Genomic DNA, 24,423 nt, shown 5'->3' with positions numbered 1-24,423 from the left:
GTTGAACCGGGGCGGATCAGATGTCTTTAGTGTCGAGATGCCAGATTCTGTGGGTCCCGACGCTGAGAAGCTGGCGGTCACCACTGGAGATTCTGCGGACCCAGATCACGCCTATCTCTGCTGCTGTTTCTTCTACTTGGAGCCCGTCTTGGTAGAAGAGGTCTTCTGAGACGGCAACCCTGTCGCCGGCCCGGAGCATGGACCAGTCCTCTACCTCAACTGCACGGGTGTGGCGGTTCAAGTAATCCTCCGCAATGTCGATTGGCACTACTGGGTCGCTGTATCTAGCGTGCGGCCCTTAGCCTTGGCCTTCCGCGGTGGGGGCACCGCCTGCGGCGGTGCCCCCACCAGTCAGTGGTGTTTTAGCCGTTGATTACCTGGGGGACGCCGAGGTGTTTGAGTCCTTCGACGCCGAATTCGAGGCCGTAGCCGGATTGTTTTGCGCCGCCGAAGGGGATGCGGGGGTCGACGGCGCCGTGTTTGTTGATCCAGACGGTGCCGGCTTGGATGCGGGCGGCGACGTTGCGGGCTGTTGCCGGGTCTGAGGACCAGACGGAGGCGCCGAGTCCGACGTCGAGGGCGTTTGCTTTCTGGATTGCTTCGTCGATGGTGCTGTAGCGGATGATGGGCAGGGCGGGGCCGAATTGTTCTTCGGCGACGAGTGGGTTGTCGTTGTCAATGTCGGCCACGAGGGTGGTGGGGTAGAAGTAGCCGGGCTGGTCAGTGTCCGGGTTTCCGCCGAGGAGGACGCGGGCTCCGGAGGCTTTGGCGGCCTCCACGAGGTTCGCGACGATCTCGTATTGTGCCTTGTTCTGCAGCGGTCCGAGGACGTTGTTTTCGTCCAGGCCGTTACCCATTGGCATGGCCTTGGCCACGTTGGTGAGTTCGTCGCAGACGGCGTCGTAGATGTCGTCGTGGACGTAGAGGCGTTTCAGGGCGGCGCAGGTTTGGCCGGTGTTGATGAAGGCGCCCCAGAACAGGCCTTCGGCGATGGCCTTCGGGTCGGCGTCGGGCAGGACGATGCCGGCGTCGTTTCCTCCCAGTTCCAGGGTGAGCCGCTTGACGGTGTCCGCGGAGGATTTGATGATCGCTTTGCCGGTGGCGGTGGAGCCGGTGAACATGATCTTCCCGATGGCGGGGTGGGATGCGAGGGCCTCGCCTACATCGCGTCCGCCGGAGACTACGGTGAGGAGCCCTTCGGGCAGGGCTTCGTTGATGGTTTCAACGAGGGCAAGCACGCTGAGTGGGGTGTGTTCGGAGGGTTTGACCACTACGGCGTTGCCCATTCTCAGGGCGGGGGCGACCTGCCAGACGGTGATCATCATGGGCCAGTTCCACGGCCCGATGGCCCCGACGACGCCGATGGGCCGGTAATGCAGTTCGGCGCGTGTTTCACCGTCATCGACCAGGGTTTCGGCTTCGAGCGGTGTCCCGGCGGCGGCGCGGAGCCAGGCCGCGCAGGCGTCGACTTCGAAGCGGGCGTTGGGGCCGTTCAGCGGTTTGCCCTGCTCGCGGGAAAGCAGCTGGGCGAGTTCTTCGGCGCGGGCTTCGATGGCGTCGGCGGCCTTCAACAGCGCGGCGGACCGTGCCTCGTGGCCGAGCTCGGCCCAGCCGGGCTGGGCGGCGACTGCCACGTCAATGGCGTGCTGCAGGTCCGCGACCGTATGCACCGGGGCTTCTCCGACGGGTTCACCGGTGGCGGGATTGAAGATGGTCCGGGCAGCAACGGAGCCCTCGGTCAGGACAGGCGTGGTGTTCATGGCATTCTCCTCATTGAGTGGTTAGTTGTTGTTCCGCGTGAATCTGGGATGGTCACCATTGGTTTTGATCAGTAGGGCCGTCGAGTGTTTCCAGTGCCAGACGGAGTTGCTCGATCATGTGTTGGGCGTGTTCGAGTTCGAAGACGAGCGGTGGCCTCATTTTGAGGACGTTTTCGTGGCGACCGATCTTTCCGATGAGAACGCCGCGGGAACGCATCTCTTCTGTGAGTGCCTTGGTGGCGGCGGGGTCCGGCGTCGCATCGTCGGGATTGACGATTTCCAGGCCAAAGAAGAGGCCCCTGCCGCGTACGCCCTTGATCCTGGGGTTGCCCTTAGTAAGGGCTGCGAGTTCGTCAGCGATGAACTTGCCGAGTTGGTGTGCATTTTCAACAAGCCCGTTCTCTTCCATGACCTGGAGCACAGCAAGGCCGGCTGCCGACGAAACGGGGTTTCCAGCAAATGTGTTGAAGTAGGTGTTGTTTTCCCCGAATTCCTCCATCAGTGCGTGCGTGGTGATGACGCCACCTACGGGGTGGCCGTTGCCCATCGGCTTGCCAAGTGTCACCAGATCAGGGGTGGTGCCGAAAGCCTGGTGGCCCCACATGTGGTTGCCGGTCCGTCCGAAGCCTGACTGGACCTCGTCCGCGATGATCAGTCCGCCGGCAGCACGGACCCGGGCGGTGACTGCCTCGATGTAGCCGTCGGGGGTCTGCAGGAGTCCCTCGGTTGAGAACAGCGGGTCATACAGGATGGCTGAGACGCCGTAGCCTTCGGCCTGGAGCGAGGAGATGGCTGCGTCGACGTCGCGCAGCGCTTCCTGGAGGAGGCGCTTTCGTTTAGCCGGTGTCAGCCCTGCTGCGTCCGGAATACGAATGGGGCGTACGTGGGCGCCGAGGGGTTCTTTGACCTGGAGGCCGGTGGTCAATTCGGCAAGGGTCGTGGTGTTGCCGTGGTAGCTGTGGTCCGAAATAAGGATGCCGGTGTTGCCGGTGTGTTGCCGTGCGATTCGCAGCGCGAGCTCGTTTGCTTCTGATCCGCTATTGGTGAAGAATACCCGCTCCAAGGGGGAATCGAAGAGCGCCAGCAGCTTTTCGGCGTACTCAACGACGCGTGAGTTGAGGTACCTCGTGTGGAGGTTGACGGTCTGCAGCTGGGTTGTGATTGCTTCGCGGACGACGGGGTTGGAGTGTCCGACGTGGGGAACGTTGTTGTAGACATCCAGGTAGGTCTTGCCGGTGGCGTCGTGGACCCACACGCCCTCGCCGGCCACGATTTCCAGGGGAGTGGCATAGAACAGCGGGGAGTGGCGCCCGATGGTGCGTTCGCGGCGGTTAATGAGGCCTTCCTGGAGGAGTGCGTCGGGTGCCGGTTCTGTGGCTGTTTCGAGTGTCATTGCTGTCCTTGGCCGTTGGTGCGGATTTGAGTCCGGAACATGAGTCGGTGGGTGTTGCCGGGGTCGGACGGTCGATGGCCGGCCCCGGCAACCGGTTAGAGGGCTTGGGCGCCGGCAGTAGCGACCAGGTGGTCGTTTTCCACGGTGCTGCCGCTGACACCGATGGCGCCGATGGTCACCCCGTCTTTGGTCAGTGGGATGCCTCCGGGAAAGGTGATCAGGCCGCCATTGGAAACTTCGATGTTGAACAGCGGTCCGCCGGGCTGCGAGATGGAGCCGATGTCTCCGGTGGGCATGTCGAAGTAACGGGCCGTGCGTGCCTTTTTGATGGCGACGTCGATACTGCCGAGCCACGCACCGTCCATGCGGGTGAAGGCCTTGAGGTTTCCGCCGGCGTCTACAACGGCAATGTTCATCAGAGTTTCCGAGGCCAGGGCTGCCTCTCGTGCCGCTTCAACTATCTTGTGTGCTTCTTGTTGGGTGATGTCGTTCATCTGTTGCTCCGAAATCTTTTCCTGTTTGAGGGCGTAGTCGTATCGACTGGTGTAGAGCCAGCCTTGGTTAGGCGCTAACGCGCGGCGGGGGGTGTTAGACGAGAGCTGCTGGTTTTGCAGCTGCCTTTATTAAGTCGGGGAAGTCAGGGGCTGTTATTTCAGTGATCAACCCTTCCCAACAGGTACGCAGTTCCCCTGCGTAGTCGGCGTCGTCGTTGGGCGCAGCGTTCCCCATTGCGGTGATCCACAGTCCACTGTTGGACCAATGAGCCACCGCCATGAAGAGCCTGGCGCGGGCCATTTTTACTGGGTCAGTGTTGCCGAAGTAGGCCTCGAAGAGTGCCTGTGCCTTCTCTTTCCCGAATCCGTTTTGCGCTGCAATAAATCCAATCTCGTAGCACGGGTCCGAGTTGCCGGCGAGGTCCCAGTCGATAATGTTGTAGGTCATCGAGGAGGTGTCCTTGATGATGTTTGCATCCCAAATGTCCAGATGGCAGGGAACAAACTGGGACGGATCCAGGGCCAGGACGGTCTCCAGGCGGTCCATCAGGGCCTGGATGGCTGACGTTCCGGGCGGCAGCTCGATACCCTGTCTTCTGGCGGCCTCCATCCTTTGTCGGGCCAGGTTGAAGGGGTTGATGTCGTTGAGGAACCGGCGGCCGGAGTGATGAAGCCGGTGAAGGGCAGGGACGAGTCGGGTGACGGAGTCATCGTCGTCGCTTAGCCTCGGGTGGCCTCCCGGAACAAAGTCGAGAGCCAGCGCCAAGGGTTCGTTTGAGACTGTTATGACGGGCGCGCCCACTCCGATCTCGGCGGCAATTCTTGTGTTTTCCAGAACCACGTGGGCGGCGGGCAGAACTCCTACCGTTTCCCAGTAGTTGTTCCAGAGCTTGACGACGCAACGACGGGAACCGTCCTCGACAAGGTAGTTCTTATGGGCCTGGCCGCCGGAGAGGGAATGTGCGGTGACGTGACAGCCAGCCCAGTCTGGGTTCGTCGAAAGCACCGCCTCAATGCTGGTGATTTCGGTATCAGGGACGATGGTCATTAGGATTGGATGTCCTTCGATGTTCGAATGCAGGTGCACTGTGTTGGGGTCGGAGGTTGTCCTGGCTGCACTGTTCGCACTGTTTCACGAGCTCCCACAAGCTCTGTAACGGTGCGGTCAGGACGTCTGCCGGTGTCACTGTTTACGCCTTTGCTGTGGCGAAGCGTGAAGGCAGGAACAGGTTTGTTTCGGGGCGGGAAATGCCGTCGACATGATCGGCCAGCATTTCACCAACAACCGCTGCATAGCGGAACCCGCGGCCCATGTCTCCGGTGCCTATGACGACATCGGACGACTCCGGGTGTCCACCGATAACCCAATGGCCGTCCTCCACCTCAGACCACATGCATACGGTGGTCGATACCGGGTTGGTGTCGATGTCCGGGAGCCTGGCGCTGAGCACTTCCTGGATCCGTTCGAGGTCTCCGGGCCTGAGGTCCTGACTAAGGTCCTCGGGGTCGATCCAGTTTCCCTTCCCGGGGACAGAGAACTTCCATTCACCGTTAGGCTCGGAGCAACCGTAAGCCGGTGCCTCGTCCGATCCTGGGGGCTTGGCGAAGTAGATGGCCGGCTTCGGTGGCCCGTCCTGGCGGAAATTGGCCAGCACCTGACGGTCCACCTTGTAGGGCAGATCCAGTTGCATCAAATGGTTGGCGCGGGCACCCACGGTGACGACGACCTTGTCGGCTGAATAGTTACCCTGATCGGTGCTCACGACGATGCCCGAAGCGCTCTCATCCCAGCCTTGAACCGCTTCTCCCGTGCGCAGGGTTGCGCCGAGCCGGCGAGCCTCCGACTGCAGGGCCTTGATGGCGGGGTGGACGAGGGCAACGGTGCCGTTTGGCTCCCATACGGCGACTTCGTCGTCTTTAATCGTGGCCCAAGGGAACCGCTTCCGTGCCGTCGACGCGTTGAGGGCATCGTACTCAAAATCGGACGCGTTCAGGGATGCCACCGTTTTGTCGAACCACATTGATCCGGGTTCGCCGACGAACACAGTTCCCGAACGTTCCAACAGCCGGGTCCCGGTTTTCGCGGCCAACTCGTCCCACAACTCAAAGGTCCGCTTTGTGAAGGTGGTGTACTGGGCTCCTGCACTGCTGGATTGCCGGGCCAGCCGTGTGGCGCCTCCGTGCGAGCCGTGCATGTGTGGCGGTGCGAACTTATCCAGGCCGAGCACGGACTTGCCGCGGGCTGCCAAGTGCCACGCCGCCGATGAGCCCCAGGGGCCCAATCCAATGACGATGACGTCGTAGTGTTGTGTTGACACAAATTCCTCCGTTAGTGGTTTTCGGACCCTTGGCGGGTCAGACAGTGGCTCGTACTAGAAGTCCGTCCATGAGCAACCGGATAGCCGCGACCGCTGGCCCGGCGTTCGCCGGCTCACGTGCTGCAGCAGCCCCGGCAGCGCGGATCGCCCCGGTTATCGTTGCAGCCAAGGCCTCAGTCGGTGCGTCCTCCGGCAAGGTGCCGCTGTCCTTGGCATCCTTCAGATCCCGCGCAATGAGCTCTTCGAAAGAGCGGGAAGTCGAGCCCATGACGTCCGATAGTGCTGACACCAGGTCCGGTCCCATCACCCCGTAGAACCGGCCCTTGGGCTCCTTTGTCGCCTCCACCAACGCCGTGGCCAGCGCCGTGATTCTTGCGCCGGGGTCCGTCAGGGGATCCCGCAAGCTGATCCCTCGTACGTACACGGCGTCGGCGATCCGCAGATAAACTTCGCGGACAATTTCGTCCCTTCCGCCGGGGAAGTGGGCATAAATGGTGCCCCTCGAAATACCCGCCTGCTGGCTGAGGACCTCGAGCGCGGTAGAGGCGTACCCCTCCGAACTCAGCAGCTCAGCTGCGGTGTCGAGAATGTCGCCGCGGGTTCTCATGCGGTTGCGTTCCCGAAGGGAGAGGGGCTTGTTGGAGGCACTCATTTCTGGTCCTTCGTGTGGGGTGCTGGTGATCTGCTTCACATGATTGCACATCAGATCCTAAAAGTGAACAGTCTGTGCAAACTTTGAAGAAGAGGTACGCGGCCGCTCCGATGCGGTTGAAAACATTGAACACTATGCCTAAGTTCTGAACTAGTCATGCAACAAACATTTAACGTGTTCTATTGCAGTACGAAACATTCAGTGTTTACCTTTTATGTATGAAACAGGTCACACCAGGCTTGGCTGGCCCTAACTCCCTTGAGGGCGTCCGGAACTTCCGAAGCCTCGGGGGACTGCCAGCGCACGGAGGATCCCGTGTGGCTGAAGGCATGGTGTACAGGAGTGGACACTTCGGATACTCGACAGCCCTGGACCGTCAGAGGCTGGAGGCGGCACGCCTGCACTTCATGGATCTGCGAAGTCCTTGGGAATCCGACGCCGAAGACCGTTGCGTGCCTGCGCTAACGGCTGTACAAACGCCACTTCAGGCTCAAGACAGCAGGGACGCGTGCCTGTGGTCTGCGGTTCGCGAAGGTCGCGTGAGCGAGCTTGGCAGGACGCTGACTGCTGCGGAGGCTGAAGAGGTAATGCACCGGCTCTATGCCCGTGACATAGCCGGCAACCCATCGGTATTTGCCAATTTCCTTCAGTCATTGGCTCGAGTTGAGCTGCCTGTCGTCGTCCACTGCTCGGCAGGGAAGGACAGAACCGGATGGGCAATAGCCATCCTTTTGACCATCCTGGGAGTACCTGAAACCGCAATCCTCGAAGACTACGTTCAGAGTTCATTGCCGGAGAACCAATACCTCATCAGAGATTCCGCAGGCAGCGTCGCGCCCATCGACAGGCACCTGCGAACAGTCATCACACCCTTGCTGGAAGCGCGGCAAGGGTACCTCGAAGCCGCATGGCACAGCGTGGAGCACGCCTGGGGATCACGTCACTCCTACTTGGAAGACGGACTCGGCATCACTCCGGCGCTCACAAACAAACTCAAGGCACGGCTCCTCGTCTGAGGAAGCCCGACCACGGCTACGGCCATTATCTGCCCGAAAGAGAAAACCCATGATTGATAATGTCAGCGAGTTGCCGGCAACGACGCCGTCCAGCACACCTGTCCCACCGCAAGCAGGCCATCTCCGCTCAAATAAACTCGGCGTCTTCGCCATCGCCTTTTTCGTCATCGCAGCGGCGGCCCCCATGGCAGCCGTCGTGGGCACCGGTCCCGTGGTCTTTGCTGCGGTTGGACCGGCAGCCCCCTTGATCTACGCGATCGCTGCCCTGCTCATCGCACTCTTCGCCGTCGGATACCTGCGCATGAGCAGGTATGTCACCAACGCCGGCGGCTTCGTCGCCTACATCGCCAAAGGCCTAGGTACACCCTGGGCCACGGCAGGAGCTGGTCTGGCGCTGCTGATGTACCTCAGCTTGCAGGTCGGGCTCTGGTCGCAGTTCGGCGTCTTCGCCGGGCAGTTGCTGGAGAGCATCACGGGACTCTCCGTGCCCCCGCTCGTCTGGATTGTCGCGTTGCTTCTGATCTCCACGGCACTCACTATGCGGGGCGTCGACACGAGCATCCGACTCTTGGCCGTCCTCATCATTGGTGAAACGCTCGTAGTGGCTGCCCTCGTTATCGTGCTCGTTGCCAGCAAGGGGCCAGGAGTCTTCACATTCTCTGGCTTCACGCCAGAAAACCTCTTCAGCCCGGGCCTGGGCATTGCATTGCTGTTCGCCTTCCTGTGCTTCACCAGCTTCGAAGCAACCGTGGTTTTCTCTGAAGAAGCAATCAACCCCCGCAAGACGATCCCGCGGGCCCTCTACGCCGTGATTGCCTTTGTCGGAATTTTTTACACGCTCTCCATCTGGGTTATCGGAGGGGCCATCGGGGTGGACAACATCCAACAGGCGGCAACGGATGACCCTGCGGGATTCATCTTCAACCTCGCCTCCGAAAGTGGAGGGAGCGTCTTGAGCATGGCCATGCAGGTTCTCGTCGTGACCAGTTACCTCGCCATGCTGCTGGGCCTGATGAACATGTTCGCCCGCTACCTTTTCGCCCTCAGCCGTGCCGGAGTCCTGCCGGCCAGGCTGGCCACCGTTTCCAAGGATGGGAGTCCCGCCACCGCAGCCCTGGCCAACGGCGTGGCCGTCGGCATCGTCGTGGTTGCCTTCCTGGTCTTCGGCGCAGATCCGCTGACCGTCGTGTTCGCCTGGTTCAGCGCCTTGGCAACGGCAGCCTTCATCACCATCCTCATCGTGGCGTCCGTATCCATCGTCGTGTTCTTCTTCCGGACCAAAGACAACACCAGTATCTGGGCGACCAAGATCGCACCCACTCTCTCCACCCTGATCCTCTCCTACATCGGCTACGTGACGATCGAGAACTACGACTCCCTCATTGGGCCTGACAACGCCGCCGCGAAATGGCTGCTCGTCCTCATTCCCGCCGCGATGCTTGGCGGCCTGGTTTTCGGCAGGAGCAGACGCGACATCGACTACGCCAAAGAAGTAATCTGACGCGGATACCTTGCTGCCGCCCCTCTGGCGGCAGCAAGGTATCCGCCATCGTCGATGGGGAAAGCATTTCGGCATTGAAGCCACCAGAATGACGCGCAAAGGTACGCCGCACCCTTGTTTAAGTCGAAGGGTTAGTCCTTCATGAGACGGCAACAGCACACACTCCGAAACAGAACCGGGAGATCCAAATGACCCCCACACCAGTTGCAGTTATTACGGGCGGAGGAACCGGAATCGGAGCCGCCACCGCCGCAGCACTCCGGGGCCAAGGGTGGGAAGTTGTCATCTGTGGACGCCGGCGGGAAGCTATCGCCAAGGTCGCTGAAACAACCGGCGCCCACGCTATTGTCGCAGACGTCGCTTCGGTTTCCGATATGGAACGGCTGGTCGAGGACACCGTGGATCAATTCGGCACCATCAACGGCCTGGTACTGAATGCCGGAATTGTCCGTGCCGGCAGTGCCGGCGAGCTGTCCGATGAAGACTGGAACGCCATGGTCAGCACCAACCTCACCGGGCCCTTCCTACTAGTCCGTGCCGCCTTGCCGCACCTGATCAAAGCCAACGGCTCGATCGTAGGGGTGGCCTCGGCGGCCGCACTTCGGGCTACCGCTGGAATCGCCGGTTACGATGCCACGAAGGCCGGCCTTGCCATGTTGATGCAGTCCGTGGCCGTCGACTACGGACCGCGTGGGGTGCGCGCCAACGCAGTATGCCCTGGCTGGACCCGGACAGAGATGGCCGACATGGAGATGGGCGAATTCGCTGAACACAGCGGCATCGATCGCGAGGAAGCCTATAGCCTCGCCACAGCGTTCGTCCCAAGCCGGCGCCCGGCCGCATCCTCCGAGGTCGCCGATGTCATTGCCTGGCTGCTTTCCGATCAGGCCTCGTACGTCAACGCCGCCACGATCCCGGTGGATGGGGGACTGATCGCAGTCGAGCCCGGCGCCATCGCCTTCGACCCCCGGGTCAGTATCTGCACCACTGGCACCGACGGACCCACCCCGGCGATGCAAGCGATTCCCTGACTAACCACTACAGCCCGTCTTTCACGAGTTAATTGGAAAAGGAGTGTGGACTTTGTCCACACTCCTGGTCCCGGACTATCCCGTACTGCCTCCAAATGCGCCCGTATTTCCGATGTTTTCGCGGGCTCCCAGTGTTTGCAAGGGCGAGAATGTAGTTCGAGTCCCACCTCGGGCACAGTGTTTTCCCTCGTCAGAGGCATTGTTGCTTTGACCTGTGTACAAAGCTTGCGCTGGGGCGCCTCTAACGCTACTAGTGCGGGCTTTAGCCTGGCTGCCGCGGAGCCTATGCAGTGTGTGGGGTGGCGGGTCCAAGTCCGTGGCTGGTGGAGCTTCCGCGTGCTGACGCTGAGTTTCTTGCGGTTCCTCTTTCCGGTTCTGTTAGGTGGGCCGGCATTGGCCTACATCTATTCATGCCGCGGGGGAGTGGGGACAACATGACTTGTCCACACCTGAACTCCTGCGCTGCCGGAGCCCGGCCTGGGGGACCGGTAGAGAGGGTGGCCGCGTTAGTTTGTCCTATCAGACGGAGTGTGTGCAGTGTCCACACTTATATCTGCTTTCTTAATACGAAGTTATTGAGCTTGCGCCATCCTGACAGTTCTGATCACTGCACAAGCCGTCCAGCTCATAAACAACTATGACCTTTAGTTCGCAGAGCCCTTTCACTATGGCGAACCGAGCCAGAGGACCTGCCGGAACTCGGCGTGGTTGTCGTTTTCACAAGTCGACTGCACAAGCGCCCGCGGAATTCCGGGGTTGTGCAGACGAGTATGGATATTGAAATGTCAGAAGTGCCCTGCACCAAACTGCATTCTGCTCAATACTCCTCTGCACCAACAGTCATCTTTTCCGAAGCCGTTTGCACCAACCTGCAGGAACTACTTCTTTGGTGCCTGCGTCGCTCCTGTTGCCGGGACCCATCGGTAGAGGGTGGGTACGGAGACTCCTAGGGTGTCGGCGACCTCCCTCGGCGGTGTTCCTTGTTTGAGGAGTTTGCGGGCTGAGCGGATCTTGGCATCTGTCATGATGCGTTTGCGGCCGCCGACCCGTCCTTGTTGGCGTGCGGCCTGTAGGCCGGCCTGTGTCCGTTCGATCATGAGTTCCCGTTCCATCTGGGCCAGGGACGCCATGACGTTGAAAAAGAAGCGTCCGGAGGCCGTTGTGGTGTCGATGGCATCAGTGAGGCTGACGAATCCTACGCCGCGGTCGTTCAGTCCGCTGGCGAAGTCCAAAAGGTCTTTCACGCTCCGGCCCAGGCGGTCCAGCTTCCACACCACCAGGGTGTCACCATGGCGCAGGTTGTCCAGAGCCTGGTCGAGGCCGGGACGTTGGGACTTGGTGCCACTGATGGTGTCTTTGTAGATCTTGTCGCATCCGGCCTTATTCAGGGCTTCGACCTGCAGGTCCAGGTTCTGATCCCGGGTGGAGACCCGGGCGTAACCGATGCGGTGTGTGGCCATAGGGGTGTTCTCTTCTCAAAACTCGGTTCGGAGTCTTAGTTCGACTGTACCGTTTCGAGAACTATTTGTGAGAACCTAGGCCCGGGCTGCTCCTTTTTCTTCCTCGCCCCAATTTTCCGGGGCAGGACGTCGGCACCACTGCGATGAGCGATCGTCCCTTGGATTCTCGATTCAAGGTGTTCTTGCAATCCTTCGTTTTCGAGAATGGATCGTCAACGTTGTAGTGAGCGGCGGGCGCCCAGGCGCTGGCCAAGGTTTAGGTTGGTCAACCCATCATCGATGTGAAGGACTGAGGCAGGGACCCGAGTACCTTGTTGCTGGGAAACGCGTACCGATTACGCGGGAAGGAACCAGGCAGAGTCCGTATGGTCATGGCAGGAGCCGGCGGTGAGGGCATTCGGCTGAGACCACGAATGCCTCCCCAGCCATCGCCGGCTCCACCCCCTGTTCCGAGCAAACCTGATGACCGAACGAATGCCTGCCCTTGGAGGGGCGCGGGGCTTCCTTTACTGGCTGGGTCTTTTAGCCTGCGTTCATCGCAAGGAGATCCTCTATGACCTCGCAAATCAACCGGATTTTGCAGCACGGGGCGGGGCCAAGTCTCTGTGATTTTTAGGGTTGCAGGGGGTGACCGTCGAGAGGGATTGTTCCAGACTGGTATTGACTCCTACAGTGGGGCCAGGGCGTGATGATCTGGCCGCCCCGGGCGTTGAGGCGGTAGTACTGGAGAGCCGTCATGAAAGACCCACGTTTTGCTGCCTTGGCGTTGGTTGAGTGCAGCGCTGTCAGTGTCGCGGACCTTTGGGTGAAGTACTTTGCCAAGGGTGGGGATGCTGATTCTGTTGAGTTCGAAGCCTACCTATATGGTCTTTTAGATCCGGGCAGGCATGACGCTCTTATTCTTTCCTGGGTCGTAGACGAGGTCCTGGGCCGTTAAGCACCACAGCCGCTTAAAGGATGCTGGGGGCGCTGGCGATGATGTAGTCCACGGCTACAGGGCCTTTCATGGCCAGGTGGTTACTCGCAGGGTCGATGCCCCACGCTCTCAAGCCGTCCCACAGGGCTTCTGGAGACTCGATGATCGTATCGTTCATAAGGCACCAGCTGATGTAGAGACCATACAGCTCATCGGGGCTGAGGCCTCGTACGCTGCCGGGCCGGTCCTGCAGGGCGTCTGAAAGGAAACCCACGACGCGAGCGAACTCCACGGCTATCCTCCTTCCCTTCACACAGCAGAAACTGATGGCAGAAGGTCCTGAAGCCACGCTGCCTCCGGCAACACTGTAGCTGTTTAGCGGAGGGACAGGGATCCGGGACCGAAAAGCAACGCAATAAGTGGCCGTGCCACGGATTCTGCACCGCACCCAGTGCTGCGCGTCGCCGGACTCGGTTTAACTGATGGCTCTTGCGCTTGGTCAAGGCCGCCCGGCGCCATGGAGGTGGCCGGCGCCGGCTGGGGGTGGCCGCTGAGTCTCCAGAGATATCTCTCCTCAGGACCTCTCGACGCCGGCCACAACTTGACCCAGGAACCTGTCCCCGGGAAAACCAAATGTAACCTTGTTGTCCAGCCTAGGATCCTCTGTCTTTCCCAAGGAGCATTACAGCTCCCTAATCTGCTGATTAGGGGCCGCGTTTCCCGGTCCGGCGACGAGCTGTTTATGGGCCCCAGCCTCCAAAGCTGCCGTCTAACGGTGGGCGGGGCACCGTCGGACCCAAGAAGAGCGTCTTCCCGTGGAGGAAGGTTTCGTACTGCACCTGAGGTCTAGATCCCACCCTGGAATCTTGGTTCAACAAGCCGGGTCTTTGGACCATAGCTGGGAACGGGCCGAGCAGTCAGGCTTTCGGTATGCCGTACTTCCTCGAATACCTAACGGACGTGAGTGCGGGCTGCTTCACGGTGGACGGCCTGGACTTCGTTCACGCCCTGGCCAAGGCAAAAAACGCGTTGCGGGGTCTGGAGTGCATTAGTGCAGCTTTGCTCTATCTCACCTGACCCCAAACCCGCCTTCGGTCAGGGTTCAGCTATCGCGACCTTCACAAAGGACGGAGGCTGGCGCTTCCACGACGAGTGACCGGCCTAGCTCCGAAGAAGTGCCATTACGGGCGTTCCTGCTCCCAAGTGCGCCAATACATCGTGAACTGGGGGGTCCGTTTTCTTCGATGAGCAGAGGTGAAATCCGCGTCGAGGGCTTCGTTGATCACCGGTAGCTGCCAGCTGCCGATAGCGGTGGCGTCTTGCCCCTTGAGCCAGGTCCGCAACCGGTCAAGCACCGGCTGCGTTGCCTCCTCGACGATGTCTTCCACGGTTCCGATAAGGTCGCTGAGACCCTCAGCCAGGGCCAACGGCATCTGGTGGGTGAGAGAAACACCCATGACATCGACGCCTTTTCCCTGGTCATCGAGAATCGCTACCGGCGGACGGTCAGCGCCGCGTTGAGCATCGGGCACTCAGTAGCTGCGACATCCCCGTTTCTCAAACATCGTAACCACTTGGGCGCAGTTGCTCGGAGCGTGTCCCAGTCATCCGAGAGTGCGCTCTGTTATGGTGAAACGTCCCGCTACTCCAGCTACCCCCAAGGCTGAGAGTAACGGGACATCTTCGTCGATGCAGGCGGCTGTCTTCCGCGGGCTACTGAAAGTCTCTCGGGGGGCATTCCGTACGTCGTCACAGTTGGTATGACGTACAGGGATGTGGAGTGGCCAGACTCAAGATTGGAACAAGAAGGTCCTCACTGACGGGCGGGTCGCTTCAGTCGTCGCCGCTGACTTTCTAGTCTGATTGCTAAGGGCAAGGCCGAGAGCCCTTTCCGGAAGCGACGTCAAGGGGGGCGTATGAGTTCAAGTATGCCGGGGAACGAGGAAGCTTCCAGCGAGGTTCCCCCGCGGGGACGGATCCCTGTTCCCACCCCACCAAACAAACCTTTAGCTAGAGCTCGCCTAGTACAACAAAACCAGCGTTCGGCACGCCGGGAGCACGAAGTCCAGCGCGTTACCCGCGACCTTGCCGCACTTGCAATAGCACAGGCGCGATAGTTGACGTAATCCTTCAGACCTCACCAGGACGTGGGGCACGGCGCGGAACCCACGGGGATGACAGGCCTTCTGGCCCCCTCGGCCCCCGCCACCTCCACGCTCAGCCTGATGCACCTGGTCTCCGTTCCGTGGACCAGAAAGCCGCCGGGCCACCAGGTGTACGGGGTCTTCTCTGGCGGGCACGCAGTGAAGGTCACGGACGTGTTGCCTTCCGTCGCCCCGTACTCGGCCACGAGTCCCACGGTCTTTTGCTGCTCCGACGCCACGGTGACGGTGACCGTTTGCCCGGCACGCAGCCAGTACGGATTCTTCATCCATTGAACGCCATTCATGAGCTGCGTTGAGCCATCGCTGGTCTGGGAGAAGTTGTCCCTGATGAACAGCGGATCGACGTTGAAGAGCCTTTCCCCGGATGGGCTGAACCCCGCAGCGTCGGTCTGGCCCTGCAGGCATCCCGCCTCGTAGTGCCCGGCAGGCGGAGGCAGTGCCTTGACGGAGGTTGGGGCCGTGGACGACGAAGGCGGGGAGACGCTCGGAGCGTCCGGCGCCGGAGTGCCGCCGCCGGTGCATCCGGCCAGCAGCAGGATCAAAGGAACCAGTCCGAGTGGATGGCACCGTGTCTGCTCCACCATGCCCTCACGCTACGCCAGCGCGTCGTGGGCGGGAAGTACAGGACGGCGCCTCAGTCTATGCAGTGGTACATGAAGGATCCATCACCGCAGGGTACCCGCGGGAACAGGGCAACCAAAGTTCCTCAGTGGGGCCAGAAATAACCGTCATGCTGGGGTCAAAAAGGTTGACATAGTCACCCGGGCTGTGCAGACGACTTTGGAAATTCGTGCAGACGACTTCGGAAACTGACATATATCCGAGATGTCTCACCGGCTCATTGTGCCTCAGAAAACCCCTTTGTAAGCGGCCATGAAAAACTGCCCATAGGCGGCCACGAAATTGCCCACTGACGGCCAGTAGAACTGCCCACTGGTGGCCATGAGATCTGCCCACTTCCTCAACTGTTCCTGCCGCGTCTTCAGCGGCGGGGGCCTCTCCCCGGGATTTGATGACGGTGTCTAGTCGCACCAAATGTCGTCCCAGGAAGAGGCCCTGTATGAAGCATGACGGAGAAATCATGGAAATTCTTGCTGCCTATGATCTGACCGGATCGTTGCGCGCCACCGCGGAGCTCACGGGCTGCTCGCACCACACTGTAGCCAGGCACGTCGCCGCGCGGGACGCCGGCCGGCCAATTGCAGAACCGGCGCCCCGGCCCAGGGTCACGGACGCTTACCTGCCTAAGATCGAGGAATGGGTAGAGGCGTCCAAGGGCCGGATCCGCGCCGACAAGGCCCACGAAAAGCTGCTCGCCCTAGGCTATGAGGGGTCCGAGCGGTCTACGCGCCGGGCGATCGCGCAGGTCAAGGCCGCGTGGCGGCTCGGACACACCCGTGTGCACCGGCCGTGGATCACCGAGCCTGGGATGTGGCTGCAGTACGACTTCGGCGACGGGCCACGGATCGGCGGCGTAAAAACCATTCTGTTCGTTGCCTGGCTGGCGTTCTCAAGGTTCCGGATCGTGATCCCGTTGCGGGACCGGACCGCGCCGAGCGTGTTCGCAGCCCTCGACCGGTGCTTCCGGATCCTGGGCGGGGCACCAACGTATGTCCTGACCGATAACGAGAAAACCGTGACAACGGCCCATGTCGCAGGGGTTCCGGTGCGGAACCAGCAGACCCTGGACTTCGCCCGGCACTACGGGGTCACCGTGCTGACCTGCCAGCCCGCGGACCCTGCAACGAAAGGCGGAGTCGAAGCGTCGGTGAAACTGGCCAAAGCCGACCTCGTGCCCACCGACACGAACCTGAGGCCCGGTTACGCTTCCTTTGCCGAGCTGGAGGCCGCCTGCGAGGCGTTCATGGACGAGGTCAACAACCGCGAACACCGGGCCACCCGACGTAAACCCGCAATGGTTTTGGCGGAGGAAGCGGCCCGGCTGCACCGGATCCCGGAGACCGCGCACACGGTCGCGTTCGGGCTGGCCCGTATAGTCCCGGAGAACACCCCGATGGTCTCCTTCGAGAACGCCCAGTACTCGGTGCCGTCGCATTTGCTCGGCGCGAAGGTGTTCGTCCGCTCCCACGGCACCGGCCCTGACGAACAGGTCATCATCGTCCACCACGGCCCGACCGGCCCGGTCGAAGTCGCCCGCCACGGCCGGGCAAGGCCCGGCAGTCCCGCGGTCATCGAGGAGCACTTCCCAGGGACCAGTACCAGAACCCCGGGCGACTACGCCGTGAAGGCACGCACCGCCGGTGAAGCCGAGTTCCTGGCCATCGGCGCCGGCGCCAAGACCTGGCTCGTGGAAGCCGCGGCTGCAGGAACAGGCCGGATGAACATGAAAATGGCCGAGGCCGTGACCCTGGCCAAGATCGCCGGGACCGAGTCCGTGGACCGTGCCCTGGGAGACGCCGCGCTGCACGGCCGGTTCGCCCACGGCGACCTGCCCTCCATCCTGAACGCGAACATCCGCCGCACCACCACCCACGCCGCTAACGAAACCAGGTCCCTCACCCAAGGCACCAGCGCCTGGGCAGGCCTCGGCGCCGAGCCGTCCAGCGCCCCCGCAAAGGAGCAGAGCCGATGAGCCCGGTCACCACCACGAACACCACCGCCCCGGCCCTGCCGGCCGAACTGGAAGCGCTGATGCGGCAACTGAAGATGCCCCACGCCCGGGCACTGGCACCGGAGCTGATCGCGACCGCCCGCGCCCAGCGCTGGGAACCAACCGAGATCATCAAGGCACTGTTCACCGAAGAAGCCGCAGGCCGGGCCCGGTCCATGCTCGCCACCCGGCGCAAAGCAGCAGGCTTCCCGACCGGGAAGACCTTCGACGTCTGGGACCCCGCCGTCTCCTCCATCCCGGCGCCCACCCAGCAAGCCCTGCGCACCCTGGAATGGATCACCCGACGCGAGAACCTGGTCGTCTGCGGGCCCTCCGGCACCGGGAAAACGTTCTTCCTCGAAGCCCTCGGCCAGCAAGCCGTCGAAGCCGGGATGCGCGTTGCCTGGTTCAGACTCGAAGACCTCGGCGCCCTCATCCGCGCACACCGCACCGACGACAGCGTCACCAGGGCCGTGGCTAGAATCCTCCGCGCGGAACTCGTCGTGATCGATGACATCGGCCTTCTCCCGGTGGCCACCGACGCCGCCGAAGGACTCTACCGGGTCGTGGACGCCGCCTACGAGAAACGCTCCGTCGCGATCAGCTCGAACCTGCACCCCGCCGGCTTCGATGAACTGATGCCCAAAACCCTCGCCACGGCAACCGTGGACCGGCTCCTGCACCACGCCCACGTCTGCCAAACCAGCGGCGACTCCATCCGACTCACTCAAGCCCTCGCCGGGAAAGGAGTCACCGAACTGAACTAACAAACCCTCGACGATGGCCAATCCCACCGAAAACCCTCAGTGGGCAGATCTGTTGGCCATCACCGGGCAGATTTACTGGCCACCAGCGGGCCGATTAACTGGCCGCCCGTGGGCAGAAACCAAAGGCCATTGACACCCCTTCCGGCACACGCCCAAGACAAAACACGGCGAGACAACTTTCCAAGACAACGAGATGCCCGTCCCGACGCCGCTCCGGTTCGGCTTCTCCGGGAAAGAGGCAGTGTCTTGAAAAGCTTTTGCTTTTCAGGACACTGGCCATGAGCTTCATCAAGGCTGACGGTAGTCCGGAGACAGAAGAGGTGCTCGATTGGAGATCGCCTACGTGCAGTGAAGGTCCGTTCGTCCACGGGACTACACCGACGATCCCGGCCGGACGCCCTCACCACAGGAAGCCTGCTCCTAGAGTCGCTGGATTTGCTCTCAGTGTGGCTGGCACGGTCAAACACAAGCGCATGCGAGTAGCGTGATTTATAGCGCTTCTTGTGAGCTTTGCCCATAGGGCACTGGAAGCCCACATGAACGCAGAACGCAAAGGAACGATGGTCATGACCGAAAACCACGAATCAGACGCTGAACAGCAAACCCATAACGACACCACCACCCAGGAGGCACCGGGCGAAGGTGGGCACTACATAAATGGAGACTATGGCGACGCCGGGACCCCCTCAACGTCTGCCGCGGACCTTGAAGACGGTAGTTACGAAGATGGGAACTACGGCGGCGCCGGCACCGCTGGAACGAGCCAGAAGGCAGATGCCGCGCGGGCTTCTGATGCACATGACAACACCACACCGTAGAAACGACCCACTGCAAAGAGAGTCTTGTCAGCCCCGCTCCAAGCCGTTCGCATCGGCTGCCCGCCTGGGAACGGCACGGCGCGGGTAAACCGAGGAATGGACAAAGATGGGTTATAGGAAAGCTCCTTTCCGCACATGAACAGCTTGGTCTGCCCGAATGCCCCTCAGTGTGCCCTGCGGCTGCTCTCTTCGACTGCAATCTCGTACCAATAGATGGCGGACGGTTCCGGCGCAGAAGTATCAAGGTTCTGATACAGGGCGTCTAAGAGTCCCGCTAAATCGTCATCCGACATGCCCGCAGTGGCCGCCTCCGGCCCGCGGGGATCACCGAGAATTCTAAAAAGTTGTGCATCCGTCATCGCCGGCTGTGGCCGCTTCTGTGCGGGGACCCCTTCCTGCTGCCTCTCCAACCCCGTGTTCCTATCTCTGGCCGGCGGTCAGGTCTGCATCAGCGTCGGAACTCGCACTGCCGGACTCCTGCCCAGTTGCCGACGGCTCTGGGATCTCCCTGGATGCCTTCCGGGAGCGCCATACGGCTGCACCCGCAACGACGATAAGCAGCAGGCCGCCGACCCACCACACAATCCGCGATGACCTGCGCGAAGCCGGAACAGGAGCAGTCGCACCGGCGGCGGACCCCGTCCTTCGTATACGTTCCTGGACCCGTGGAGTCAGTGTCCCGACCCCGGCGGCAAGCTCGCCGGCCAACCAGCACAAAAGGGCTTGGAGGCGCGGTGAAGCGCTTTCAATGCCGGTATCCAGCCCGGCCACGGCTTTTTTCACAGCAGCCTGCACTCCCGGCGTGGCCCATTCCCTGCCCTTTGCCAAATGGGATAGGAGGTTTTCGGAAAGACGGTGAGCGTGCTCGATGTCAATCAGTTGTTCCGCCGTGCGCATGGGGGCCTCTCCTGTGTGCGATGGGTGCCCATATCCTATGGTGGGCAGCATCAGGGAAGTAGGGCCTACCACCATTTCGACGCCAAGAAGCTGCGGCAGCCCCGGTGCGGGACAGTGTTGACAGGCCATTAACAGGCTTCGCCGCATCAAGTCCCCACCCAATCCCCTAACCCCCTAACGAGGGTTGACTGCTCAGCATGCTTACTATTAGGTTGGAATGAGTGGAAAAAGTGGCATATGTCACACCACATTCAGGCCCGAGAGGGCACAAACCCAGCAATCAAATAGTTCCGCCGGAGTTCTGGCATTGGGGGCAGGCGCCGGGGGTTCATGCGCCGACTACCGGCGCTGAAAGGAACACCTGAGATGCGAACACGAATTTTAGCCTCAGCGACAACCATCGCTTTATCCGGAGCCATGCTCTTCGGCACCATAGCCCCAGCCTCCGCCGCCCCCGCGGCCGCGCCGCCAGCAGCAAGCGCGACTCAGCTCGCCAGCGCTACGAGCACAATCAACCAGCTTATCCCCGGTGTCGGTACCTTCGTAGGCTCATTCACCCCGACCGGCTTCAGCACACAGAACGGCCAACTGGCAGTCACTGGCGTGGTGACGGGCACCCTGACCACGCTGACCGGAACCGTCATCCCTGTCACCCAGACAGTTACGACGACCGTTACCAGTGCCAGCAATTCCAGCGGCTGTGACATCCTCAATCTGGTTCTCGGGCCGCTGCACCTGAATGTCCTGGGCCTCGTGGTTGACCTCAACCAGGTCGTGCTAAACATCACGGCAGTGCCTGGTGCGGGTAATTTGCTCGGCAACCTGCTGTGCGCCGTGGCCGGCCTTCTGGATGGAAGCGGCCTCAACAGCCTGGCCACCCTGCTGAACCGGATCCTTGGTTTATAGCCAAAATACCCAGCGGCTGGCCTAACTCGCCCAGCTGCTGAACGAGGCGGGTGGTTCCTTCCGGAGCCACCCACCTCGCTATTTTCAGGAAGCCCAGGGGACGCCTCTTGGAAGGTGGAAGCATGGGCACAACGTCATCTGCCGGCCGCGAGGGCTGGATCCTGCCCTGGTGGGGCTTCGTCGGCGGCCTGTGCCTGCTCATTCCAACCCTGGTGCGAGTGGAGCGGGAAGGCTGGACAGGGGTCGATATTTTCTTCGTGATAACAGGCATGGTTCTGGCCACCGCCTGTATTACCAGGCTCGGGATCCTTCTGAGCCGCGGGCAGCGCTATCGCATGAAAGCAGAACCTGAAGGGCGCGACTCTCCCTAAGCCTCGCCTGCAAGGGACGTACGCTCCGCAATAGAGTTCCCGAAGTCGTCATCAAGGGGCCATCGCATAAAGCCTCGGGCATGATCCGATTCGGGAGGCCGCCATGATCTATTCCGTTCCACGCCCAACAGCACTGTCGTTCACCTTCGTCTCGATTTCAGCCGTGATATTTGTGGCCTCCGTAGTGCTGTACGACCAATGGCTCATGGCAGACCAGCGGGGCAAATCCAGGAAGTACAAGAAGACCCGCTTGCTCAGCATATGGGTCGGGTTAGCAATGGCTGCGGCCTTCCTCTTTTTATTCGTCCAAACGGACTGAAGATCCTCCTCGCACCTCCCTTACCTAAGCATTGACGGTGGGTCGGACCATTCTGGCTGTCGCGCCCTCGTGGACCTGGGATTGGGCGGGCGTCGGCATTCTTGCCACGGCGTTGCCGGGCGTTCGCGGCCTTGTCACATCTCATTGATAGGGTCCGGGAATGGATGAAGTGATGACGGCCAAGGCTTCTGCCAGAAATGCCCGGAGCCTGGCCAACCGGCTCGGTTACGACCAGGATTTCCTAGGGATGGAAGTGCCTGTCCCGGCCCTCCATGACGTGAGGACTGTGCTGCTGCCCTACACGCATTTCTCTGTCCTGATGCGCCCGGACAAGCGACTCGCCGCAGTCACAGCCCTCGGCTTGGACGGCACGAAGCTGAAGGACCTGGAACGTGGCGGCATCCAGTGGAGACTGGATCCGCGGCTCCCTGAAGTCGAGCAGACCGGGGAACAGGTTTACGCGCACAACGATTTGGATCGGGGGCACCTGGTCCGCCGCGCTTCCGCCGTCTGGGGCGACACCCCTGCCGAGGCGGCCCAGGCAAACGAGGACACGTTCTACTACACGAATGCAGCGCCGCAGGCAGCCAAATTCAACCAAGGCATGGAACTCTGGCTGGGTCTGGAGAGCTACCTGCAGGAAAACGCCGCAGGCAACAACCGCCGGATCGTTGTCTTCACTGGCCCCATCTTCGGGGACACAGACCCGGTATACCGTGGCGTGGACATCCCGCTCAAATTCTTCAAGGTCGCCGCATTCCTTTACCGCGGCGAACTGGCGGCCACCGGTTATGTCGTGGACCAGACGCCGCAGCTGACTGATCTGCCCGATGTTCCCCACCCTGGAGTTACAGTCGAGGCACCCCCCTTAGGCCCGTTCCGCACCTTTCAGGCCCCAATCCGGGATATTGCAGCGCTCACGGGACTAAGCCTGAACCAACTGGTGGCCGTAGACCGGATGCCGATCGCCACAGCCCTGCCCTCCGCACGGGTTACCTCGACATGGCGGGAACTGCACTCCCTACAAGACCTAGACCTGGACTTCGACTTGGGCGACTGACGGTAAGTCAACCTGCCGTGTATTCCACACGCGCCAAATAGCGCTGTGAAAACGCAGCCATTTACCGCCGAAAGTCACAGAAAAAAGTCGAAAAAGCACTCCTACTCTTAGTCAAAACTGGTTGCCGAAAAGAAATTCGGTCAAAAGGGTGATGAGAGGGTTTTTGACGTGCCTAGGAACATCGTCGGCTATGCGAGGGTCAGTACTCGTGGTCAATCGCTCGATTCGCAGGTGGACGCCTTGGTAGCGGCCGGAGCAGTCCGCGTCTTTCAGGAGTACGCGTCCGGGGCTACCCAGGCAAGGGCACGATGGAAGGACTGCTTGGACTACCTGCAGCCGGGCAACGTGCTGTTGGTCGCGGACTTGACCAGGCTAGGCCGTAGTACTTCCGACCTTGCGGACATCGTCACAGTGCTGGGCAGGCGGGGGATAGGCTTCCGTTCCCTGGCTGAACCTTGGCTGGATACGACTAGTGCCCACGGCAAGCTCATCTTTGACATGTTCGCTTCCCTCGCGGAATACGAACGATCACGGCTGTCGGAAAGAACAAAGGCGGGGTTGGCCTCAGCTAAAGCGCGAGGCCGGCTCGGCGGCCGCCCGCGGTCGATGACGCCAGGGAAACTGGAAACGGCCCGGCAGCTGCGCAGCGAAGGAAAGACTTTGAAGGAAACGGCTGAGCGGCTTAGCGTCAGCGTTTCCTCACTGACCCGGGCTCTTAGCAGGAACGACGTCCCAGAAGTCGAGTCCGCAGCCGCGTAACGCGCCCCTAGTTTTGGGACATCTTATGGGACGCAAAGGTTACGCGACCCGGCAAGTTCTCGGGCACTTCAAAATCCCGGCTCAACAACCAGCTGCCGCCGTTTGACCTCAGTGGCGATGAATGCCCCACGTACAGCACTCAACTTTCCGCCTTCGATGCGGTTGAGCAGGAAGTCCGGCGGGAAGTTCTTCACCAGCCTTCGCTCGAGCCGGTCCGCGTTGATGGTCTTCGCGGCAAAGATCCTGGTCGTGTCCAGGGCCCGGAACGAGTCAACCGAGAGGACCGACTGGTGCTTGTGGCCCCACAGGAGCCGGTCGAACTGCTTATTGGCGGTCCAGTGCCTGCGGATGCGTGCCCTCATATCCACGGCCTGGCCGATGTAGGCCTGCCGGTACCTGTCCAGCACCATCACGTAGACGCCTTCCTCCCAGTCGAGAGTCTTCAAATCAGTCACCTCTCCCGCAGCTGCTTGTTCTTGGCCAGCATCTCGGCCAGGGCAGCCTCGAAAGCATCGGGCCGGAGCGTCGCAAAAAAGGCCATGTTCAGGTCGAAGTTCTCCAGCGCGTCATCGCGCTGCTGCCGGCAGAAGTCATCTGAAAGGACCGTATGCCCCTCGTCCTCGTAGGCCCATGCCTGTGAGGCCCAGAATGCCTCGCCCACGAGCTCACGCGGGCCTAACCGCCGAAGGCTTCTTGTTCGGAATGGCGTACATTTCACGCGTCAGCTGGTGACCGAACTTGCTTTGCCTCAGACGTTCCCCGAAGTGCTCAATAACCGGCCGGGGGCCAGACTTCTGAGTCCGGCGCATCTGACGCAAGGGCGTCCACTCATCGACCGGCATTCCCCCCGTATACATACCCGAAGTCTAGGCGTCGGTCTGGACGTCCTGCAGTGGGTTTCCTCTGGAGACCCAATTGCGACGCCCGGCACTGACCGCCACGGGCGCCCACCCACGAACGTCCCGCTTCTAAGGAAGTGGGACAGCCTTTTCGAGCGAGGCTGACGATCGGGGATTGGGGAAGCGGTGAATCAGTTTCGTGTGGGAGGAAACACGTGGCGGCGTGCAGGGGTGATATCGCGGGCTGTTGGGGCCGGCTGGAGGGGGCGGGCATAGGTAGTGGGTAGTGGACTGCGTTCGCAATCCGCCCCTTGAAGGTTTTCGCGCCTGAAGCGTAACCTGCACGCAGGAAGCGGAGATGCAAGATTGG

General features: G+C 61.2%; 25 protein-coding genes. 12 read left to right on the top strand and 13 right to left on the bottom strand.

Annotation, left to right across the window (positions count from 1 at the left end; all coding sequences use genetic code 11):
• Positions 1–16: 16 nt before the first annotated feature.
• The 7 genes from ACV095_RS11425 to ACV095_RS11395 form a co-directional block, all read right to left on the bottom strand.
• Positions 17–268 (bottom strand): hypothetical protein, encoded by a 252-nt coding sequence (locus ACV095_RS11425; protein ID WP_134164198.1) that lies wholly within the window; start codon positions 266–268, stop codon positions 17–19.
• A 94-nt stretch (positions 269–362) separates the two neighbouring features.
• Positions 363–1,760 (bottom strand): aldehyde dehydrogenase family protein, encoded by a 1,398-nt coding sequence (locus ACV095_RS11420; protein ID WP_478221870.1) that lies wholly within the window; start codon positions 1,758–1,760, stop codon positions 363–365.
• A 52-nt stretch (positions 1,761–1,812) separates the two neighbouring features.
• Complete coding sequence (locus tag ACV095_RS11415) at positions 1,813–3,153, bottom strand: aspartate aminotransferase family protein (RefSeq protein ID WP_478221869.1); 1,341 nt, start codon at positions 3,151–3,153, stop codon at positions 1,813–1,815.
• A 95-nt stretch (positions 3,154–3,248) separates the two neighbouring features.
• Positions 3,249–3,647 (bottom strand): GlcG/HbpS family heme-binding protein, encoded by a 399-nt coding sequence (locus ACV095_RS11410; RefSeq protein WP_478221868.1) that lies wholly within the window; start codon positions 3,645–3,647, stop codon positions 3,249–3,251.
• A 94-nt stretch (positions 3,648–3,741) separates the two neighbouring features.
• Entirely contained in the window at positions 3,742–4,695 is a 954-nt protein-coding gene (locus ACV095_RS11405; RefSeq protein ID WP_478221867.1) for a phosphotransferase, read from the bottom strand.
• A gap of 142 nt (positions 4,696–4,837) precedes the next feature.
• The gene (gene solA / locus ACV095_RS11400; protein ID WP_478221866.1) at positions 4,838–5,965 is read right to left on the bottom strand and encodes an N-methyl-L-tryptophan oxidase; all 1,128 of its coding nucleotides are present in this window, start codon (positions 5,963–5,965) and stop codon (positions 4,838–4,840) included.
• Between the two features lie 37 nt (positions 5,966–6,002).
• Entirely contained in the window at positions 6,003–6,617 is a 615-nt protein-coding gene (locus tag ACV095_RS11395; RefSeq protein ID WP_056390044.1) for a TetR/AcrR family transcriptional regulator, read from the bottom strand.
• A 218-nt stretch (positions 6,618–6,835) separates the two neighbouring features.
• Between ACV095_RS11395 and ACV095_RS11390 the strand changes: the two genes are divergently transcribed.
• The 3 genes from ACV095_RS11390 (at position 6,836) to ACV095_RS11380 (ending at position 10,165) form a co-directional block, all read left to right on the top strand.
• Positions 6,836–7,633, top strand: coding sequence for a tyrosine-protein phosphatase (locus ACV095_RS11390; RefSeq protein ID WP_081620239.1), 798 nt, complete (start codon positions 6,836–6,838; stop codon positions 7,631–7,633).
• A gap of 49 nt (positions 7,634–7,682) precedes the next feature.
• Positions 7,683–9,134: an APC family permease gene (locus ACV095_RS11385; RefSeq protein WP_478221865.1), complete on the top strand. Its 1,452-nt coding sequence runs from the start codon at positions 7,683–7,685 to the stop codon at positions 9,132–9,134.
• A 188-nt stretch (positions 9,135–9,322) separates the two neighbouring features.
• Positions 9,323–10,165 (top strand): SDR family NAD(P)-dependent oxidoreductase, encoded by an 843-nt coding sequence (locus tag ACV095_RS11380; RefSeq protein ID WP_051081424.1) that lies wholly within the window; start codon positions 9,323–9,325, stop codon positions 10,163–10,165.
• 878 nt (positions 10,166–11,043) lie between these two features.
• Here ACV095_RS11380 and ACV095_RS11375 read toward each other — a convergent pair.
• Both ACV095_RS11375 and ACV095_RS11370 read right to left on the bottom strand, forming a co-directional pair.
• Positions 11,044–11,625, bottom strand: a complete 582-nt coding sequence (locus ACV095_RS11375; protein ID WP_478221864.1) for a recombinase family protein — start codon at positions 11,623–11,625, stop codon at positions 11,044–11,046.
• Positions 11,626–12,575: 950 nt separating this feature from the next.
• Entirely contained in the window at positions 12,576–12,833 is a 258-nt protein-coding gene (locus ACV095_RS11370; protein WP_286404794.1) for a hypothetical protein, read from the bottom strand.
• Positions 12,834–13,471: 638 nt separating this feature from the next.
• On the opposite strand from ACV095_RS11370, the gene ACV095_RS11365 reads away from it, so the two are divergent.
• Positions 13,472–13,618 carry a hypothetical protein gene (locus ACV095_RS11365; RefSeq protein WP_478221863.1) on the top strand — a complete coding sequence of 49 codons (147 nt, stop codon included), beginning with the start codon at positions 13,472–13,474 and terminating at the stop codon, positions 13,616–13,618.
• Between the two features lie 104 nt (positions 13,619–13,722).
• On the opposite strand, the gene ACV095_RS11360 is transcribed toward ACV095_RS11365, so the two are convergent.
• Both ACV095_RS11360 and ACV095_RS11355 read right to left on the bottom strand, forming a co-directional pair.
• Positions 13,723–14,073, bottom strand: coding sequence for a hypothetical protein (locus tag ACV095_RS11360; RefSeq protein WP_478221862.1), 351 nt, complete (start codon positions 14,071–14,073; stop codon positions 13,723–13,725).
• A gap of 605 nt (positions 14,074–14,678) precedes the next feature.
• The gene (locus ACV095_RS11355; RefSeq protein WP_478221861.1) at positions 14,679–15,290 is read right to left on the bottom strand and encodes a hypothetical protein; all 612 of its coding nucleotides are present in this window, start codon (positions 15,288–15,290) and stop codon (positions 14,679–14,681) included.
• A 476-nt stretch (positions 15,291–15,766) separates the two neighbouring features.
• On the opposite strand from ACV095_RS11355, the gene istA reads away from it, so the two are divergent.
• The 8 genes from istA to ACV095_RS11315 all read left to right on the top strand — a co-directional run bounded on the left by istA (position 15,767) and on the right by ACV095_RS11315 (position 23,214).
• Positions 15,767–17,299, top strand: a complete 1,533-nt coding sequence (gene istA, locus ACV095_RS11350) for an IS21 family transposase (RefSeq protein ID WP_223993174.1) — start codon at positions 15,767–15,769, stop codon at positions 17,297–17,299.
• Positions 17,296–18,084 (top strand): IS21-like element helper ATPase IstB, encoded by a 789-nt coding sequence (gene istB / locus ACV095_RS11345; protein ID WP_223917527.1) that lies wholly within the window; start codon positions 17,296–17,298, stop codon positions 18,082–18,084. Before istA ends, istB begins: the two co-directional genes overlap by 4 nt.
• Before the next feature lie 566 nt (positions 18,085–18,650).
• The gene (locus ACV095_RS11340; RefSeq protein WP_478221860.1) at positions 18,651–18,902 is read left to right on the top strand and encodes a hypothetical protein; all 252 of its coding nucleotides are present in this window, start codon (positions 18,651–18,653) and stop codon (positions 18,900–18,902) included.
• 1,263 nt (positions 18,903–20,165) lie between these two features.
• Complete coding sequence (locus tag ACV095_RS11335; RefSeq protein WP_478221859.1) at positions 20,166–20,705, top strand: ABC transporter substrate-binding protein; 540 nt, start codon at positions 20,166–20,168, stop codon at positions 20,703–20,705.
• A 122-nt stretch (positions 20,706–20,827) separates the two neighbouring features.
• On the top strand, positions 20,828–21,076 hold the full coding sequence (locus ACV095_RS11330; RefSeq protein ID WP_478221858.1) for a hypothetical protein: 249 nt from the start codon (positions 20,828–20,830) through the stop codon (positions 21,074–21,076).
• 103 nt (positions 21,077–21,179) lie between these two features.
• Positions 21,180–21,395 (top strand): hypothetical protein, encoded by a 216-nt coding sequence (locus tag ACV095_RS11325; RefSeq protein ID WP_478221857.1) that lies wholly within the window; start codon positions 21,180–21,182, stop codon positions 21,393–21,395.
• A gap of 160 nt (positions 21,396–21,555) precedes the next feature.
• Positions 21,556–22,455 carry a DNA/RNA non-specific endonuclease gene (locus ACV095_RS11320; RefSeq protein WP_478221856.1) on the top strand — a complete coding sequence of 300 codons (900 nt, stop codon included), beginning with the start codon at positions 21,556–21,558 and terminating at the stop codon, positions 22,453–22,455.
• A 168-nt stretch (positions 22,456–22,623) separates the two neighbouring features.
• Entirely contained in the window at positions 22,624–23,214 is a 591-nt protein-coding gene (locus ACV095_RS11315; RefSeq protein ID WP_109045420.1) for a recombinase family protein, read from the top strand.
• A gap of 68 nt (positions 23,215–23,282) precedes the next feature.
• Here the strand turns inward: ACV095_RS11315 and ACV095_RS11310 are convergent, their stop codons facing one another.
• Together ACV095_RS11310 and ACV095_RS11305 are read right to left on the bottom strand one after the other, a co-directional pair.
• Positions 23,283–23,660, bottom strand: coding sequence for a GIY-YIG nuclease family protein (locus tag ACV095_RS11310; RefSeq protein ID WP_478221855.1), 378 nt, complete (start codon positions 23,658–23,660; stop codon positions 23,283–23,285).
• A gap of 5 nt (positions 23,661–23,665) precedes the next feature.
• Positions 23,666–23,875 carry a hypothetical protein gene (locus tag ACV095_RS11305; RefSeq protein WP_478221854.1) on the bottom strand — a complete coding sequence of 70 codons (210 nt, stop codon included), beginning with the start codon at positions 23,873–23,875 and terminating at the stop codon, positions 23,666–23,668.
• Positions 23,876–24,423: the final 548 nt, after the last annotated feature.

Source organism: Arthrobacter sp. JDC6 (genome assembly GCF_056484025.1).
This window is presented reverse-complemented; position numbering and strand designations above follow the sequence as displayed.

Coding starts and splice junctions, on each gene's coding strand:
- ACV095_RS11420 (WP_478221870.1), bottom strand. CDS start 1,760: ATGAACACCACGCCTGTCCTGACCGAGGGCTCCGTTGCTGCCCGGACC.
- ACV095_RS11415 (WP_478221869.1), bottom strand. CDS start 3,153: ATGACACTCGAAACAGCCACAGAACCGGCACCCGACGCACTCCTCCAG.
- ACV095_RS11410 (WP_478221868.1), bottom strand. CDS start 3,647: ATGAACGACATCACCCAACAAGAAGCACACAAGATAGTTGAAGCGGCA.
- ACV095_RS11405 (WP_478221867.1), bottom strand. CDS start 4,695: ATGACCATCGTCCCTGATACCGAAATCACCAGCATTGAGGCGGTGCTT.
- ACV095_RS11395 (WP_056390044.1), bottom strand. CDS start 6,617: ATGAGTGCCTCCAACAAGCCCCTCTCCCTTCGGGAACGCAACCGCATG.
- ACV095_RS11390 (WP_081620239.1), top strand. CDS start 6,836: ATGAAACAGGTCACACCAGGCTTGGCTGGCCCTAACTCCCTTGAGGGC.
- ACV095_RS11385 (WP_478221865.1), top strand. CDS start 7,683: ATGATTGATAATGTCAGCGAGTTGCCGGCAACGACGCCGTCCAGCACA.
- ACV095_RS11380 (WP_051081424.1), top strand. CDS start 9,323: ATGACCCCCACACCAGTTGCAGTTATTACGGGCGGAGGAACCGGAATC.
- ACV095_RS11375 (WP_478221864.1), bottom strand. CDS start 11,625: ATGGCCACACACCGCATCGGTTACGCCCGGGTCTCCACCCGGGATCAG.
- ACV095_RS11365 (WP_478221863.1), top strand. CDS start 13,472: ATGCCGTACTTCCTCGAATACCTAACGGACGTGAGTGCGGGCTGCTTC.
- ACV095_RS11355 (WP_478221861.1), bottom strand. CDS start 15,290: ATGGTGGAGCAGACACGGTGCCATCCACTCGGACTGGTTCCTTTGATC.
- istA (WP_223993174.1), top strand. CDS start 15,767: ATGAAGCATGACGGAGAAATCATGGAAATTCTTGCTGCCTATGATCTG.
- istB (WP_223917527.1), top strand. CDS start 17,296: ATGAGCCCGGTCACCACCACGAACACCACCGCCCCGGCCCTGCCGGCC.
- ACV095_RS11340 (WP_478221860.1), top strand. CDS start 18,651: ATGACCGAAAACCACGAATCAGACGCTGAACAGCAAACCCATAACGAC.
- ACV095_RS11335 (WP_478221859.1), top strand. CDS start 20,166: ATGCGAACACGAATTTTAGCCTCAGCGACAACCATCGCTTTATCCGGA.
- ACV095_RS11330 (WP_478221858.1), top strand. CDS start 20,828: ATGGGCACAACGTCATCTGCCGGCCGCGAGGGCTGGATCCTGCCCTGG.
- ACV095_RS11325 (WP_478221857.1), top strand. CDS start 21,180: ATGATCTATTCCGTTCCACGCCCAACAGCACTGTCGTTCACCTTCGTC.
- ACV095_RS11320 (WP_478221856.1), top strand. CDS start 21,556: ATGGATGAAGTGATGACGGCCAAGGCTTCTGCCAGAAATGCCCGGAGC.